The following is a 16,168-nucleotide window of genomic DNA, read 5'->3' as shown; positions in this document are numbered from 1 at the left end:
TTTCAGGAAGAAAATATACATTAAATCTTTTAAATTAGTATAGTCAAATCAGTACAATTTAGTTAAATCCTTACAATAGACTTCAAAGAGGAACTGTCAGTATCACAGCATTTTTATCAAATGGGTTCATACAATTAAGAACGTAGGAGTATATTGCACTCCATACCATAAAAATATATAAAACAATAAACAAATTCATAGAAGACCTAGCCAGAAGGATATCATAGATTTAACTTTTTTGTTCAATGTATTTAATTAAATTCATATAATTCGATATATTATAATGCAACATAATATTAAGTCATTGAACTTTTTTAGGGATCTCGCCACTCGCCCATCAACTTATGAAATTTTAATACCTCCCAAATGATAATTGTGTTCATTTTGCTCCTTTTATTGTTTTGGAGTAACTAATTCTTTTGCCTTAATGGGCATGTGACAGTGCCACTATTATGTACAACCATCTTTTCTAACACTTTTGTACATCAATTGTTTTTACTTTGCTATTAGTAGTGAAAAGAGATAGTATAAAAAATAAATTGTGTACATTAAATGTTAAGAAGATGTTTTTTAATCAGCTCCTTTTAAATGTACAAAAATAATAAAATTAAACAACTTTAAAAGCCTTCCAGGATAATTAATCACAGAAGGCTTTACCACATTTTTCAAATTAAATTAAATGGCGTTATTAAATACTTTCTAGAAGATGTTTTATTTAAAAAATTATTCTGCGGGTATAGGTGTAGTCTTCTCATTTTCTTCCTTCCAAACAGATATGACATACTCCTCATCCTTCGGAGGACTCCATTCAGCTTTCGCTTGATTTAAATTATCCCACTTATAGTATTCTAATATAGTAGAATTCCTATGATCTAATTCCTCTTCTAATTCTAAACCATAAGCAGATTTAACAACATTTAATAATCTATGCGGCATTTCTTGTAATTCTTTTTCTTTTAAGTATTCGTATGCTGTAAAAGATTTTGAGCTCCCTTTTACATAATCAGGAGGCATTTCTTCTTCAAAGGTGTATTGAAACACATATTTTCTGTTGTTTTTTACTTCGCAAAGTCTTTCGATTTTGTGATTTAAAGTTAATACTTTTTTTAGCGCCGCAACAGTTTTTATTTCACCCCTCGCATTTAATTCCGTTATGTCATAATCATGTATACAAGTGTATCTTATTCCAAAGTTATTAAGCACATTTAGAACAATATACATCGTTCCTTTACCTGCACAATTAACTACTGAAGTTCTTTGATATATTTCGCTTTCTAATTCACCGTTATTAACTAGTTTTTCTCCCATTAACTTTAGAGCAATTACCTCTGTATCACCTTCAACCAAAATAACATTTTGAGCAAAAAATATTTCATTTATATATGGATTAAAACGCAATAAAGCTTGAAACTTCTCTTTTTCTTGAGTAGGTAACCCATAAATATTTGAATCAACTTGACTTACTATTACATTCTTTTCATGATTCAAGGATAACTTAGCTAATGTTCTATGCGGTTTTGCCAAATCAATAAAGTTAGGAGAATGGGAAGTTGCTAATACTTGGAAAAAACCCTCATCCGCTAAACTATAAAGTGTTTCTTTAAACACTCTTGCTAGATGTGGGTGTAAATACAATTCTGGCTCTTCTATAGCTATTATTAAAGGTCTATTTATACCTTTCCCTTCACTTTGGTACTTCTTCATATACATTTTAAATCCTTTAAGAATAGATAACATAAATGTACGTTGAACACCATTCCCCTGATGGGTAAGAACAGTCTCTAAACCATTATAATCAAAATTTGGCTTTAATGATGTGCTCACTATTTCATCTAAAGGATTTATATCTACATTAAACTTAATTTTTGTTGAGGTAACCTCTTTTAAGAAGCCTTGCACTTCTTCTTCAAAATATTTAATCTTCTCATTATTATGAGAATTTATCTTATCCTGTAAAAGCTTAGTTTTTTCTTGTGCTTCCTTATATTCTTCAAGTTCTTTTATCACATCTTTATATAGAGCATATAAAGTTTTCATATAAGGAGAATTGTCTTTTATATCCTCATTAGCATTCTTTACAGCAGGAATATAAATAACCTCTGGAAAAGCATTTATAAAATGGGTCCCGTTTTTACCGCCCCCCATCTTACCATCCCATCCCGTTTCTCCCAAATCATGTTCCTCACTACCAGATAATTTTGAGGATCTTTCAACATTTTCTCCATATGTATATATCGCTCTTACTATAAAATTACCTGTTGGTTCATGGATAGAAGCTCTTATTCCATGGAGATTGATTTCCTCTTCTGTCAATTCTGTGAATGTAGCATGAAAGCTAATAGGATTGGATGTATCATGCCTATAATATAGATTTTTATCAAGTTTCAAACCACTTGATCCAAATGTACACAATGCTTGTAAAATTGTACTCTTACTACAATTATTAGGCCCTATAATAATCGATATATTTTCTATATCTAAACTTATTTCTTTGATACCTTTAAAGTTTCTAATTGTTAACTTTGTCAATTTCAAAATTCTCTCGCCTCCCTTATTTATATATTATCATTACTCTAACAAAAAAGGGGGTAATTTTCTGAAAATATTAATATTCAGAATTTTAAAGTTCAATTTATTATGTACAGTTACATATCATAACAACATGTACTTTTGTGCGTATTATACATTTTGTACAGCTTTCTTTTTTATCATAACACCAGTGTTGTTAATGGGTTAGATAAAAAATACCCTTATGTACATTAAAGGTTACGGAGATATTATCACACAATTAATAAAATCGACTTGTTGTTCACCTAAACTATTTCGAAATCCTCTATTCACCGCAACACATATTCGTGCATAAGCAACGCCTTGTTTTGTGTAGTATAATTCTGGCTCCTTTGTCAATCTACCGATTAATACAACTCGATTCATCATAAGTTATACCACCTCACATGTTTTTCTTCATTGTAAGGAGAAATGTTTGAATGGTAAAAAGCACAAAATGATATATCCGTAAGTAAAAAGTATTATTTTAGACCTTACAAAACAAAAAAAGAAACCATACATAGTTCAAACATGTATGGTTTCAAAATTTATTACACTTCAGTACAAGATATGTAATATCCTCCGCGAGCCATCTTTATTTCAGCACGGTACATTGCATTTTCTAAGTAGAAAGTAATCGGTTTAACTTTACTCTCAAATTTTAGTCTTTCATTGCATTCAGTTGCATATCCTTCAATCGCTGAAGTAATAACTTTTGATGATGGATACGTTAAAGCTTCATCTAGTTCTATGAAAAAACTTTTAGAAAATAGTTTTTTCATAATCCCCTTCTTCTCTTTCATCATATTCCATCTCCTTCACTTCAAGTTGCTATCATCCATATTATACCATACATTCAATATATCTTTGAAAATAAAAAAATCCTGCATTTTTCATGCAGGATTTTTTTATTAGTCATTTTTCGTAAAGTACGAAACGAAACGAAGAATTTCTAAGTATAACCATACTAATGTAAGCATTAATCCCATCGCAGTATACCACTCCATATATTTCGGAGCTTGACTACGTACACCATTTTCGATTAAATCGAAATCTAGTAATAAGTTTAATGCAGCAACTACAATAACAACTGCACTAATAATAATACCGATTGTACCACCTTGGTGAATGTATGGAACAGTTACACCAAACATATTTAGTAGAAATACGACTAAATACATAACCATAATTCCAAGTGTTGCTGCCATCACGCCTGTACGGAATTTATCCGTTACTTTTACTACGCGTGTTGCATATAACACTAACATTGCAAATAGAATTGAGATTGTTAGTAATACAGCATTTAAAACGATAGAATCGCCAAATTTCATTGTATAAACTGCTGAAATACTTCCTAACACAACCCCTTCTACCGCTGCATAGATTGGTGCACCAAAAGGTGAAATACGCGGGAAGAACATAGACGCAAATGCGATGATTGCCGCAACGATTAAAGCACCAATTAATACTGGCATCTTCATCGTCCCCTGCATCATCTGTATGTATGAATAGACAGACGTTGCAAGTAGCAAGATAAGCATAATGAACGTTTTGCCTACTGTTCCGCCAATCGTCATCGCAGAAGCACTTGCTCCCTCTTTACGGAATGCCTCTTTTTTCAACATTGGATTAGATGTTCTCATTTTTTCCCTCCTAAAATAGGTTCTACCAATAGTGTAAAGTTTTTCTCTTTACTTTTCAATATATGCAGCTTGTTTTTATTTTAATCCTTCAACGATGTCTGATAGTTCACTCCATCTTTCCATCTTTTTTTCTAGCTCTTCTTCTGTTTTCTGCTGTGCTTCAGATAATTCTTGTGCCTTTGTGAAGTCAGATCCAACTTTCGCAAGTTCTTCTCCAATTGACTCAATTTTCTCTTCAAGTTCGGCAATTGTATCTTCAATCGTTTCCCATTCACGCTGTTCATTGTATGAAAGTTTACGTTTACGTTGTTGTTTTGGAGCTTCTTCTACAACTTTTTTCTCTTTTTGAACTTCCGCTTTCTCCATAAGTTCTCTCGTTTTTTCCATTTCTAAATAATCTGTATAACTACCTAGAAACTCACGCACTTCGCCTCCGCCAGTAAAGATGAACAGTTCATCTACTACTTTATCTAAGAAGTAACGGTCATGCGATACAGTTAAAACGACACCTGGGAAATCTTCTAAATAATCTTCTAGTACTGTTAATGTTTGTGTATCTAGATCGTTCGTAGGTTCATCAAGTAAAAGTACGTTTGGTTCTCCCATTAAAATACGTAATAAATATAAACGTCTTCTTTCACCACCAGATAGTTTACCAAGTGGTGTACCATGTGAATGCGTCGGGAATAAGAAACGTTCTAACATTTGAGATGCACCAATTACTTTTCCATCTGTCGTATGAATAACTTCTGCAATCTCTTTAATGTATTCAATCATACGCTGATTTAAATTCATCTCTTCATTTTCTTGCGTATAATAAGCAACTTTTACAGTTTGTCCTACTTCCACTTCACCACTATCAGGAGATAACTTACCTGCAAGCATATTTAATAGGGAAGATTTCCCACTTCCATTCGCCCCAATAATTCCGATACGATCACCCGGTTTCACAATATGATTAAAATTATGTAATACCGTCTTATCGCCAAATTTTTTCGTTACATCTTTTAACTCAAGTACTTTCTTTCCTAGACGACTTCCGCTTAGTGCAATATCAACTGACTGTTTTGCAGCTGGTCCTTCTTGTGCCTTTAGCTCATCAAAACGCTGAATACGCGCCTTTTGTTTCGTAGAACGGGCTTTTGCACCACGACGAATCCAAGCAAGTTCACGACGATATAAATTTTGGCGTTTCGATTCTTGTGCCAATTCTTGCTCTTCACGAAGTGCTTTCGCTTCTAAAAATGTACTATAGTTTCCTTCGTAGCTATATAGTTTACCATTATCTAATTCAAAAATACGATTCGTCACACGATCTAAGAAATAACGATCATGGGTTACAAGTAATACCGAACCTGTATATCTCGCTAAATATTCTTCTAACCATTCAACTGTCTCATGGTCAAGATGGTTCGTAGGCTCGTCTAAAATTAATAAATCCGGTGTTTCAATAAAACATTGTGCCATTGCAATACGTTTTTTCTGTCCACCAGATAAATTCCCAACAATTGCAGTGAAGTCCGTAATTCCTAATTTCGTTAAAAGAGACTTCGCATTTGCATTTGCTTCCCATGCACTCATTGCATCCATACGTTGCTGCACTGCAAATAATTGTTCCTGTACTTTTTCATTACTTGGATCTTTTTCAATATTTAATAGTGCTTTTTCATAATCACGAAGAAGACGAATTAAAGGTGTATCACCATGGAACACTTGCTCTAATACTGTCAGTTTTTCATCAAACTCTGGTTGCTGTGATAAATAACTAATTGTATACCCACGTGAATGCGTCATATCACCTGTATCAGGAGCTTCTAATCCTGCAATAATTTTTAATAATGTCGATTTACCAGTTCCGTTTACACCAATAATTCCGACACGTTGTCCTTCTGTAATACTACATGATAATCCATCAAATAACGGCTTTTCTCCATATGATTTTGATAAGTTCTCCACAGTTAACATTTTCATATTTGTGCATTCCACTCTTTCATAAATTGTTCAATAAACTGTTCCATATAACGATGACGAATTTCAGCCTCTTGTTTTGCTGCATTCGTATTCATTAAATCTTTTAATTTCAAAAGTTTTTCATAAAAATGATTTAAAGATGGATCATTATTTTTTCTATACTCTTCTTTCGTCATTTCTTCACGCGGCGGAATAGTTGGGTCATACATTAATCTCCCTTTCGCCCCACCATATGCAAATGTACGAGCAATTCCTATTGCACCAAGAGCATCTAAACGATCCGCATCTTGAACAATTTTCCCTTCAAGTGACTCTACTGTGCCGCCATGGCCACCTTTATAAGACATATTGGCGATGATATGAAGAATATGTTTACTTTCCTCTTCTTCAACACGTAGCTCTTCTAACCAATCAGAAACTTTTTTCATTCCTGCTTCTTCACTTTCATTTAGCTTTTCATCTGCCACATCGTGAAGTAATGCTGCCATTTCAATTATAAAACGATTTCCACCTTCTTGCTCAGATAAAGAAATCGCCATTTTATGTACACGTTCAATATGATACCAATCATGCCCACTCGCATCTTTTTCTAAAATATGTTTTACAAAAGTAATTGTTTTTTGAATTTTTTCTTGTTTTGTCATTTTATCTTCACCCAGTTACTTATTGTAACACGCCCGCATTTTTTCATCACATATTTTCTTGTCCGCCCATACACTAGGTGGTAGGCATCATCATGAAGGAGGAATAAACATGTTCTATAATAATCAACCGCCTTATCCAAGGCAACCATTGTATCCTCAACAACAAGAACAGAGATACACAGAACAATACGAAGAACAAGAGTTACAACAGCAAGAGCAACAATATGACGAAAACCCATATGCAACAACGCAAAACCAAGAAACTGAATTTCAACAAAATCCATATGACACACGTCCAAATTATGAATATCCTCAAAATCCATATGCAGCACCACAAAATCAAGAACAGCGATATCCTCAAAATCCATATGTAATACCACAAAACCAAGAACAACAATATCAACAAAATCCATATGCAGCACCACAAAACCAAGAACAACAATATCAACAAAATCCATATGTAGCACCACAAAACCAAGAACAACAATATCAACAAAATCCATATGCAGCACCACAAAACCCATACACAACTCAACCACAACAACCGCAATATCAACAACAAATGTATCAACCAAACTACGACGCACGTGTCTCACCACCTAAACCACCAACAATAGATCCAACTCAGCCACAAATTTTACCGCCCGGACCAACACTAGACATTACACAACCACAAATCTTACCACCTGGACCAATTACTGAACCAACACAACAACAAATTCAACAAGTTGTCGGTACACAATTTTTACCTTTCAAGAAACCTGTACTAGATTTCGTAAAACCATGGGTAGATTACGGTTTAAATGAAGCAAAACATACATCACACGAACACGCATTAACAGAAGTTGCTGCGATTATGTTTTTAGTTGGTAAAGGCTTCAATCCGACGATTGCACATTATATCGTTGAATCTTGGGAGAAGAATGAGCAGTTTTAGGGTTGTTTATTTGATAAAATATAAAAAACACAAAAGTGCCAAACCCCTTATACCACAAGGGTTTCGGCACTTTTTAATATCTAAAACAAATTTTATTGAAATAATTATTTTTATAGATTTTCATACTTTTTTATATAGTACGTGAACATATACAGTACAAAAATAAACCTTTGTATACACATTTTTAGAAACATCTTACGTTTATCAAACAATAACCAAAAGACGTACCTGCAACCTCATCATATAAATAATAGATATTAAAAAGAGGACACTATAAGCGCCCTCTTCCTTAGGTTTTAAATATGTTCTCCATGATCCATAAACACTTCAATTGCTTCGTTTTGTGGTATGTCTTTTGCATTAGTAAGACCAAAAGTAAAAACAGCGGATAACATCATCATTAATAAGATTGCTTTTTTCATTTTAGCGCCCTTCTTTCTATGCTCTTTTTGTCTGCATCTAAAGCGATGTGCAAATACTTGCTTGCTTTTCTGTGATTTTCTGAACCATAGAATATTTCACCTAAAAGAGAAGCATATTCTTTTACCCAATCATATAATTCTTCTTTTTCAAAATACGAAATACCTTCTATAACCACATTTTCTAATTCTTCTTGCGGTACATAGTTATGTACTGCTTTTAAAATTCGGAAATGATGACGATAACATAAGTCGCTAATCTTATAGCCATTCTCAATATATTCATTAGCGATATGACTATAACCTAACTTAAAATGTTCTCTTGCTAAAAGAAACATAGTTTTAGCGTTATTTTCTAATGAATCCTCTAAGTGTTTAATTGCTAACTCTGGCATGTTTTGACTTGCGTATAAAAGTCCTAAATTATGCTTAACTCGTTTAATAAGAAGTTCATCATTAGATTTTTGGAAGGTACCTAGTGCTGAAAGTAAATATTCCTCTGCACTTTCGAATTCATTTAGTCGAATGTGTGCCATTCCTAAAGTATTTAAGCATGCTGCAGTTTTTAATTCATACCCTGGACTAATTGAAAATACTTCATTCGCCTTTGTAGCAAATTGAACTGCTAGGATCGGTTTTAATACGTGATAGTAATGGACTGCAAGCCAATAATTAAATTCAGCTTTTTCAATTTCATCATGCATGTACTCTAAAAACGTTTCAGCTTTTTCAAATTGCATTCTTGCTTCACTATGGTTTGCTTTATTAATAGCGTAAATTGCTTTAAATAAATGATGATAGTACTCTAAAAATGTTTCTGTAGACTCTGGTAAAGGCTCGATTTTGTCCAGAATATCTTTTGTACTATCCATATCCCGAATTAGCAGTTTATACCGTGCATTCAATAAAGCGTAGTAGACTAATATTGTTTGGTCTTCCTTAATATTATTGATTTTATTTGCAATATCTTCTTTTATTTTCTGAGACTGTAATACACGTTGTGAAATCATAGCTTGATACCAGTCGTTTAATAATTTTGTGATTTCTTCTTTAGAAATAATGTCAACACTCATCTACTTCTACCCCCTTTTGTTAAATGTTATCATGACATGCTTGTTTGCATAAATAAGTTTTTGAATATTCTAACTTGAAAAAATTATTTTTGAATATTCATGTTAACAAAATGGTCCCTTTTCAAACCCCAAAAAAGAACACACGTTTGTTTGTAGTGGAGTTAAAAAAACAAAAGTGAGGTATTACATCATGGAATATAACGGCTTTCCTGTAGTACGTGGAAGATGTATGGTGAAATGGAATCCGTTTGCTTCAATACCGGAGCAATACGAGGAAATACATAGAATGTTTGAGGAACAATATAAAGTACCTAAACCTTTTTTAACACAAGATACTATGGAACGAATAGAAAGAGCGTTAATGCAATCTTTTCACGAGGAAGAAGAAATACATATCTCATACTATCGTGATGGAATGGTGCAAGACATGTACATAAATGTATTACATATTGAACCGATGACGAAAACTATATATTGTACAGATGCTTTTGGTTTGAATACTAAGTTTAAGTTTGATGAATTGGTGAATATAAATTAAAAGAAGCCGCCCGACAGGACTGAAGTGCACCCCAATTGTTAGACACAACCTAACAATTGGGGTGCACTTCACATATATAGGTGGCTTTTGTACGACAAAAAAAGAGCTCTGCTATACAGCAGAGCAAAAGAAAAATATATAACCCTATAAAAATAATACAAATTATTGATACTTTCAAAAGACGAAATTTAAATTTCCATCACAATAATACCTATGTTTAAGTATGAAACATTCTACCTTCCCTATAGCTATGAATATTCTTATTTTAGAATTCCATAGTATCCAAATAGCTCTTTGAGAAATACCTCAATACCGAACTTCTTCAAAGAATCTTTTCTTTATTCAAAGAGAAGTTCTAAAACTTTTTTCTTATCTTTGTCTCTTCCATAATGAATCAACCTATGACAGTTCGGACATATACTAACTATATTTCCAACAACATCTAAACTATTTTCAAAATCATGTTGCATTCTTAACGGTATTAGATGATGGGCCTCCATATAATTTTTTCGCTGGCTTCCGATACAAATGTTTCATGTGTGTCATCTATTTCACATTTAAATTCTGCCTGTTTAATAGCTTGTTTAGCTTTTTTCGGATCACGAGGCCATACTTCCCTACCAGATTCCATTTTAGTTTTTTTTCGATTTTCCGATTTCTCTTCTTCTGCAATCTTTACTTTACTAAAATCCGAATCAATATTAGTAAATCCTTGTGGTGTATGGTTCAATTTGTAGCCAAAGAAAGCTGCGAATTCGATTGCTTTAATGTTTACAGGTTTTAGGTCCTTAATAAAATAGATGTATTCCCAAGTTTCATCCTTATCGTTTGTTTTCTAAATTTTTCTAGCCACATCTGGGTTATGAGTCTTAGCAAAAATTGTCCCGAAAAACTTAAATTCCCCTTTAGAATATGCTAAAATCCCGTCACCCTCTTTTAACTTTTCCCATCTATCAACATTTGAAGAACCAGGAGTTGCTCCCCACATACATACATTCTCATGTAATTCATTATCTTTAAGTTTAGTTACTGTATCGGCATCTAAATCTGCTAAACATGTAGAAATAGGATATATTTTTTCAATAGTAGCTTCCAAATTTTTTATAGCACTATCATTACTTGCAGTAAAAAGATATAACATATTTAATTCCACCTTTTTTAAATTTCATTATATTTCTTTTTAGAGTCTCGAGATTTCTCTACTGGATATTTTTTATTATTTTTTCTATTTTGTTTATAATAATCTCTTCTAAGTCAATATCCAATTGATCTGCCAACTCATCTTTCATGTCTTCTTTTTTTGTTTCTACAGCTTCCTCACTGCTTTTCCACTGAAAATTCTTCAACAACTCACTCGCCTCTAAAGAAAGAGAAATAGCTAAATCTTTAGGATTGTGGGACTGCTTCCAGTTCCTATCATCCCGAAATTTTAGGACTTTCTCTAAAATAGTTTGATTCATTTTTTGAATCCCCCAGTTACTTTTCATTGGTAAACTCTTCTATTTATCAGGTAAACTATCATAAAAACGTTCAATGGCCGCTACTAAAACTAAATCTTCTAAATGAGCAGTTTTAGGGTTGTTTATTTTTAAAAACATCAAAAATGCCAAATCCCTTATGTCACAAAGGATTTGGCATTTTTAAGTATCTAGAACACTCGCTAAGTTTAAGGAAAACTTAACAGACATGCGTCCGGCATAATGCCATGTCCACACCCAAGGATCGGTTACATAAAATAACGTATCTAACATGGGAAGTCTATTGGTCTTTTCCCCTTATAGTAACACTCTCTTCTACTAAGACCTTTTCTTTCTAGGACCTACAATTAATTTAATCGCTGTTCTATCTTCATTATTGATAGAAATCTCTTGAAATGCTGGTACGAAGGCTAAGTCAATACCACTTGGAGCGACGAACCCTCTTGCAATCGCAATTGCTTTAATCGCTTGATTTATAGCTCCAGCCCCAATCGCTTGAATTTCCACATTACCACTTGTTCTTAGTACACCCGCTATTGCACCCGCGACTGAATTTGGGCTTGATTTTGAAGATACCTTTAATATATTTTCCATGTAAGTTGCTCCCTCTATTATTTAATCTCTCTTTCGTTACAATTTTAAATATTTTAGCGTATCTTTAATTACTATTCACACCAAAAACAAACGATGCTTCATATGTACATTATTCTATATTTTCTGACTTCTTCCTGCTCAGCTACGCAAATAAAAAAATAAACTGAATAACCTAATATACATACAGTTAAATGCCATAACTTCACCAAATGATAACATCCATACAGCGAAAGATAATATTGCTGTTTGTCAGACGAAATTAATATAGTAAAGTGAAACTTTAATGAGTGGGGGTTTTGTTCATCCCCACCTAACTTCTTTGCTTTCGCTGAATTTTGAGATGGGAGTCTTACTGCTCGGAAAATAGCGGGATAAACGTTTCCTCGTTACTTCAATCTATTTAGAAATTCCATTTATTTTTCTATCAAATTATGAACCTTATCATCTTCAAAAGGTGTTACAGGTAATACCCAAATACTACATTTCATCATTTGACCACTTTATATTCCACATCTATCTCCTTTTATAGTACAAGCATACACGCCAATTGTGATTCACCTTCATAAACTACTATGTGGTTTAAATTTATTAAGAATAGGAGGTAATATATTGGGTTCATACTATCATTCTTCAAACTCGTATAAAAAATGTTCATGTGACCATTCACATAAACGCAGCTGTCCTGCATACGGAACTTTTTGGCAAACTGAATTTATAACTGTTCCTTTTGGCGATCCTTTTCCATTTAATCACGTTGGACCTTTAGCAGGAGGCGTTTCCTTACTAAATCCTACTACTATACACTTTAGACAATTTGGTGATTATAGAGTTTCGTTCATTTCCAGTATTAATACTACTTTAAATCCTGTATTTCCACATATCCCAGTCATAACTATATTTTTAAATAACAATCCACTTGCTAATAGTCAAGGTGACTTCGCTATTCAAATGAATACTTCATCAAATAACGAATGTCTTCAACTCGTTGGCGAAACGATTGTTACAGTGCCTGCTAATTCAACTCTTCAACTTAGAAATAATAGTGGTTTTAATCGTCAAAGTATTGTAACTTGTGACAATGGTATAAATTCAGTTGAATTAACAGTTACAAAACTAAGTTAATATTATTTCTTTACATTCAGATGCTATTTCAGCATCTTTTTTTATTGAATAACAGTTTTCTTCGACTTTTATTATCTTTCATCACGCAAAAAAAGTGCAGAATTCTTTCTAACACAAGATTTCTGCACTTTTTTATTATACTTATTTATTCTTCCTTATTTCTCTACATAAACCGACTTAACAATCGTACGATTATATGATTTTCCTTCTTTATTCATCCCTTTTATATCCATCGTAACGTTATATACTCCCGGTTGTTTTATATCTTTCAAAGCACCTGTAAATGTATTCGTATTAACATTTTGTAATTCATTAAATTCAGAGACTAACTTACCTTCTTTATTAACGACTCTTACTGTTATGGAAAGATCCCCTTTCATTTCAGGTGCTACAGGTGATTTTTTCAGTTTATACTCAGGTTTATTTACTTTAACTTTTGTAGGCATTTGAAGAACAAATGGCGCGCCATCCTTGTAATCGCTTACAACTAAATATGCATCTTTCGACTGCTTCGCCATCATTTTGATTTTCCATTCGCCTACTTCCAATTTATCAAACTTAAATGTTCTAATTGTCGCCCCATTAAAAAAAGATTCGCCTTCACTAGTAGTTATAGCGCTATCTTTATTTGCATAGATTTTTCCTTTTGGAGATACCATTTGTACTTCAACATCAGAAGAAGCAGTTAGTACAGAAACTATTCCTTCAGCCTTTTTATCAACAGAAATACTTTGCTCTATCCACTGATTTTGTGGTAATTCGCCTCCTAAAATATTTTGATTTGAAGTTGTATTTAATTGTTCTAGATTTTCATTTGAACTAGTGCTAGATGCTACTAAAGCTGGTAATCCCACATTTGTCGTACGTAAATATGGTTCAATTCGTGCAAAAACAGCTGATCCTTTTCTTATATTGTCATGATCAAATCTGGAATCTGTAAATAAATGTGTACCGTACGATAGCTTGGCACTCCATTCATTTACTAGTCCATCATTTGAACCGTACGATGATAAATATAACCCACCCATAGATAATGCAGAAAATGTTGGCCCCCAGCTAGTTCCAGTAGCCGTATAGTAACGGTTTAATTTAGCTGCTGGGTTGTTATCTATTATTGAACGAAACTTTGCCATTTCACCTATTTGTAACGAGTACGTACCATCATCTTTTTGACCTAATATAGAAGCAAGCCACCCTGCCCACCAACTATATGACAAATCTGCTAAATTTGAGCCGTGATGCGGTGTAGCAAGTGTAATAACATTTCCAACAAATCGATTCGCACCATATTCAACTAATGCGGCTTGTGTATCAATACCACCTTTACTATGCGCTACAATATTAACTTTTTTACCGAAATGATTATATATTTCTTCCAGTTTTTGTGCTAACAATTTTCCGTTATCCCACTGACTAGCCGAACCTTTCCCCGCAGCATCATACAATTGTATAAACACTGTTTGATAGCCTGCTTTTAAAGCATAATCATACATATCATTTATATCATGATATACTGTCTTTCCATACCAACTATCAGCATTACCATTTCTTCCTTGTACAAAGAGAATTGGCGGTTTATTCTCATCATAATTAGCAGGTTTTTGGCCTAAAAACCATTCTCCAGGTGTGAATACTTCTGTATCAGGAAACCCCTTTCCAAGCTCTTTTACAACTTCTGCCTGTACATTTGTGCTAATCGTTGGAGCCATGATAAAAAATACAATTAGTAAGGCCACACATCTTCTCATCAGTCGCATATTACTCCCCCTATTTTTTTGAAAGAAGGTGTTCTTTATAATATTTTATATTTTCCCTTCCTTAATAATAGCTAATCTTTTATTTTAAAAAGATGTTAGCCCTATTTTTAGAAGGTTACTAGTTGTATACCCTCTTTCTTAACTCTCGTTATTCTCTTTGTTTCTACCTCTTCCTTTTGATAGAATACGACAAAAAAGTTTCTCAATAATTGTTAACTTAGCTACATCCAGATATTTTTTAAATCAATATTGTTTATATAAAGCATACAAATCTTGAAAAAATTTTAGTAAAAAAACATTTTATTACTAGTTAGTTATTTAAAAATATAATAAAGATCTGTACTTTCTTTTCATTAAATACAAACTAATTTTAAAGGAGCTTATATTATAAGACTTTCCTACGATTAAAAATTAAACTGAAATTTCAGAAAAAACAATCACATTTCCAGAAACATATATTATGATAATTTCCGCGCACTTGAATTAACTTTTTAGAAGTACTAACCTATCGGTGAGCAGAAGAAAATTCTGTAAAAAGAAAGGAGAATACTTTATGATGACCAATTTACAAAAGGAGTTTTTTAAACGCTTAAAAATTCCTGCAAAAGAAATAACATTTGATGATTTAGATGAAATTCTCTTAAAAATGGGAATGATTCTCCCCTATGAAAATCTTGATATTATGGCTGGTACTATTAAAAATATCTCAAAAGATAACTTAATAGAAAAGTTACTTATTCAAAAACGAGGTGGACTTTGTTATGAATTAAACTCCTTATTGTATTATTTTTTAATTGATTGTGGGTTTCAAGTATACAAAGTAGCCGGTACTGTTTATGATCTGTACGATAATAAATGGAAACCCGATGATGGTCATGTCATTATCATATTAAGTCATGAGGGTAAAGATTATGTTGTGGATGCAGGTTTTGCATCTCATCTCCCTTTACATCCAGTCCCTTTTAACGGAGAAGTCATCTCCTCTCAAACAGGAGAATATCGAATTCGTAAGCGAAATACTCGAAAAGGTACTCATATTTTAGAAATGAGAAAAGGAGCTAACGGAGAATCTACAAGTTTCTTACAATCTGAACCTTCAAATGAATGGAAAATAGGCTATGCTTTCACTGTAGATCCAATAGATGAGAAAAAAGTGAATAACATTCAAAAAGTGATTGTAGAGCATAAAGAATCTCCTTTTAATAAAGGGGCTATCACTTGTAAATTAACTACTTATGGTCACATATCATTAACAAATAAAAATTATACAGAAACCTTTAAAGGCACTAAAAATAAACGACCAATAGAATCTAAAGATTATGCTCGCATTCTTCTTGAATCTTTTGGAATAACGCAAGAGAAATATGTAGGAAAAACACTAGAAAGAGGTTAGTTGACTACAAGTACTTCATAATAAAGCAGATCCTATATTTAGAATCTGCTTT

At 32.8% G+C, this 16,168-nt stretch carries 16 protein-coding genes and 1 pseudogene; 4 read left to right on the top strand and 13 right to left on the bottom strand.

Annotation, left to right across the window (positions count from 1 at the left end; genetic code table 11):
* Positions 1-723: 723 nt before the first annotated feature.
* The 6 genes and pseudogenes from C3Y97_RS10450 to C3Y97_RS10425 form a co-directional block, all read right to left on the bottom strand.
* Entirely contained in the window at positions 724-2,535 is a 1,812-nt protein-coding gene (locus tag C3Y97_RS10450) for an ATP-dependent nuclease (protein ID WP_136363344.1), read from the bottom strand.
* 243 nt (positions 2,536-2,778) lie between these two features.
* Positions 2,779-2,937: pseudogene (locus C3Y97_RS10445) on the bottom strand (single-stranded DNA-binding protein); the annotation flags it as partial.
* Positions 2,938-3,098: 161 nt separating this feature from the next.
* Positions 3,099-3,353: a DUF4318 domain-containing protein gene (locus C3Y97_RS10440; protein WP_000975138.1), complete on the bottom strand. Its 255-nt coding sequence runs from the start codon at positions 3,351-3,353 to the stop codon at positions 3,099-3,101.
* A 105-nt stretch (positions 3,354-3,458) separates the two neighbouring features.
* Positions 3,459-4,190 (bottom strand): Bax inhibitor-1/YccA family protein, encoded by a 732-nt coding sequence (locus tag C3Y97_RS10435; protein ID WP_001260655.1) that lies wholly within the window; start codon positions 4,188-4,190, stop codon positions 3,459-3,461.
* A 75-nt stretch (positions 4,191-4,265) separates the two neighbouring features.
* Complete coding sequence (locus C3Y97_RS10430) at positions 4,266-6,161, bottom strand: ABC-F family ATP-binding cassette domain-containing protein (RefSeq protein ID WP_000783160.1); 1,896 nt, start codon at positions 6,159-6,161, stop codon at positions 4,266-4,268.
* On the bottom strand, positions 6,158-6,805 hold the full coding sequence (locus C3Y97_RS10425) for an HD domain-containing protein (RefSeq protein ID WP_000165966.1): 648 nt from the start codon (positions 6,803-6,805) through the stop codon (positions 6,158-6,160). The genes C3Y97_RS10430 and C3Y97_RS10425 overlap by 4 nt, the downstream gene beginning before the upstream one ends.
* 109 nt (positions 6,806-6,914) lie before the next feature.
* Between C3Y97_RS10425 and C3Y97_RS10420 the strand changes: the two genes are divergently transcribed.
* The gene (locus tag C3Y97_RS10420; protein ID WP_000499733.1) at positions 6,915-7,742 is read left to right on the top strand and encodes a hypothetical protein; all 828 of its coding nucleotides are present in this window, start codon (positions 6,915-6,917) and stop codon (positions 7,740-7,742) included.
* A 296-nt stretch (positions 7,743-8,038) separates the two neighbouring features.
* Here C3Y97_RS10420 and C3Y97_RS10415 read toward each other — a convergent pair whose 3' ends face one another.
* Together C3Y97_RS10415 and C3Y97_RS10410 are read right to left on the bottom strand one after the other, a co-directional pair.
* Positions 8,039-8,164, bottom strand: coding sequence for an aspartate phosphatase (locus C3Y97_RS10415; RefSeq protein ID WP_000709201.1), 126 nt, complete (start codon positions 8,162-8,164; stop codon positions 8,039-8,041).
* Entirely contained in the window at positions 8,161-9,234 is a 1,074-nt protein-coding gene (locus tag C3Y97_RS10410) for a response regulator aspartate phosphatase (RefSeq protein ID WP_000109855.1), read from the bottom strand. Before C3Y97_RS10410 ends, C3Y97_RS10415 begins: the two co-directional genes overlap by 4 nt.
* Before the next feature lie 190 nt (positions 9,235-9,424).
* Here C3Y97_RS10410 and C3Y97_RS10405 point away from each other — a divergent pair, with 190 nt between their 5' ends.
* Positions 9,425-9,772 carry a YolD-like family protein gene (locus tag C3Y97_RS10405; RefSeq protein ID WP_000456179.1) on the top strand — a complete coding sequence of 116 codons (348 nt, stop codon included), beginning with the start codon at positions 9,425-9,427 and terminating at the stop codon, positions 9,770-9,772.
* 338 nt (positions 9,773-10,110) lie between these two features.
* On the opposite strand, the gene C3Y97_RS28050 is transcribed toward C3Y97_RS10405, so the two are convergent.
* The 4 genes from C3Y97_RS28050 to C3Y97_RS10385 form a co-directional block, all read right to left on the bottom strand.
* Positions 10,111-10,242, bottom strand: coding sequence for a hypothetical protein (locus tag C3Y97_RS28050; protein ID WP_002197704.1), 132 nt, complete (start codon positions 10,240-10,242; stop codon positions 10,111-10,113).
* Positions 10,243-10,607: 365 nt separating this feature from the next.
* Entirely contained in the window at positions 10,608-10,913 is a 306-nt protein-coding gene (locus C3Y97_RS10395; RefSeq protein ID WP_000966110.1) for a hypothetical protein, read from the bottom strand.
* A 58-nt stretch (positions 10,914-10,971) separates the two neighbouring features.
* Positions 10,972-11,259, bottom strand: coding sequence for a nucleoside triphosphate pyrophosphohydrolase family protein (locus C3Y97_RS10390; RefSeq protein WP_002197703.1), 288 nt, complete (start codon positions 11,257-11,259; stop codon positions 10,972-10,974).
* 309 nt (positions 11,260-11,568) lie between these two features.
* Positions 11,569-11,844 (bottom strand): stage V sporulation protein S, encoded by a 276-nt coding sequence (locus tag C3Y97_RS10385; RefSeq protein WP_000427799.1) that lies wholly within the window; start codon positions 11,842-11,844, stop codon positions 11,569-11,571.
* Positions 11,845-12,453: 609 nt separating this feature from the next.
* Between C3Y97_RS10385 and C3Y97_RS10380 the strand changes: the two genes are divergently transcribed.
* A complete protein-coding gene (locus C3Y97_RS10380) occupies positions 12,454-12,966 on the top strand; it encodes a hypothetical protein (RefSeq protein WP_000536148.1) in 513 nt (170 codons plus the stop codon).
* 155 nt (positions 12,967-13,121) lie between these two features.
* On the opposite strand, the gene C3Y97_RS10375 is transcribed toward C3Y97_RS10380, so the two are convergent.
* Positions 13,122-14,723, bottom strand: a complete 1,602-nt coding sequence (locus C3Y97_RS10375; RefSeq protein ID WP_001238704.1) for an esterase/lipase family protein — start codon at positions 14,721-14,723, stop codon at positions 13,122-13,124.
* Between the two features lie 553 nt (positions 14,724-15,276).
* Between C3Y97_RS10375 and C3Y97_RS10370 the strand changes: the two genes are divergently transcribed.
* Complete coding sequence (locus tag C3Y97_RS10370; protein WP_033695466.1) at positions 15,277-16,116, top strand: arylamine N-acetyltransferase family protein; 840 nt, start codon at positions 15,277-15,279, stop codon at positions 16,114-16,116.
* The last annotated feature ends 52 nt before the right edge of the window (positions 16,117-16,168 follow it).

This window comes from Bacillus sp. DU-106 (genome assembly GCF_004799705.1).
In the GTDB taxonomy this organism is placed as follows: Bacteria; Bacillota; Bacilli; order Bacillales; family Bacillaceae_G; genus Bacillus_A; species Bacillus_A cereus.
Note: the sequence above shows the minus strand (reverse complement) of the source record. Positions and strands in the feature narration are given on the sequence as shown.

Coding starts and splice junctions, on each gene's coding strand:
- C3Y97_RS10440 (WP_000975138.1), bottom strand. CDS start 3,353: ATGATGAAAGAGAAGAAGGGGATTATGAAAAAACTATTTTCTAAAAGT.
- C3Y97_RS10435 (WP_001260655.1), bottom strand. CDS start 4,190: ATGAGAACATCTAATCCAATGTTGAAAAAAGAGGCATTCCGTAAAGAG.
- C3Y97_RS10430 (WP_000783160.1), bottom strand. CDS start 6,161: ATGAAAATGTTAACTGTGGAGAACTTATCAAAATCATATGGAGAAAAG.
- C3Y97_RS10425 (WP_000165966.1), bottom strand. CDS start 6,805: ATGACAAAACAAGAAAAAATTCAAAAAACAATTACTTTTGTAAAACAT.
- C3Y97_RS10420 (WP_000499733.1), top strand. CDS start 6,915: ATGTTCTATAATAATCAACCGCCTTATCCAAGGCAACCATTGTATCCT.
- C3Y97_RS10415 (WP_000709201.1), bottom strand. CDS start 8,164: ATGAAAAAAGCAATCTTATTAATGATGATGTTATCCGCTGTTTTTACT.
- C3Y97_RS10410 (WP_000109855.1), bottom strand. CDS start 9,234: ATGAGTGTTGACATTATTTCTAAAGAAGAAATCACAAAATTATTAAAC.
- C3Y97_RS10405 (WP_000456179.1), top strand. CDS start 9,425: ATGGAATATAACGGCTTTCCTGTAGTACGTGGAAGATGTATGGTGAAA.
- C3Y97_RS28050 (WP_002197704.1), bottom strand. CDS start 10,242: ATGCAACATGATTTTGAAAATAGTTTAGATGTTGTTGGAAATATAGTT.
- C3Y97_RS10395 (WP_000966110.1), bottom strand. CDS start 10,913: ATGTTATATCTTTTTACTGCAAGTAATGATAGTGCTATAAAAAATTTG.
- C3Y97_RS10390 (WP_002197703.1), bottom strand. CDS start 11,259: ATGAAAAGTAACTGGGGGATTCAAAAAATGAATCAAACTATTTTAGAG.
- C3Y97_RS10385 (WP_000427799.1), bottom strand. CDS start 11,844: ATGGAAAATATATTAAAGGTATCTTCAAAATCAAGCCCAAATTCAGTC.
- C3Y97_RS10375 (WP_001238704.1), bottom strand. CDS start 14,723: ATGCGACTGATGAGAAGATGTGTGGCCTTACTAATTGTATTTTTTATC.
- C3Y97_RS10370 (WP_033695466.1), top strand. CDS start 15,277: ATGATGACCAATTTACAAAAGGAGTTTTTTAAACGCTTAAAAATTCCT.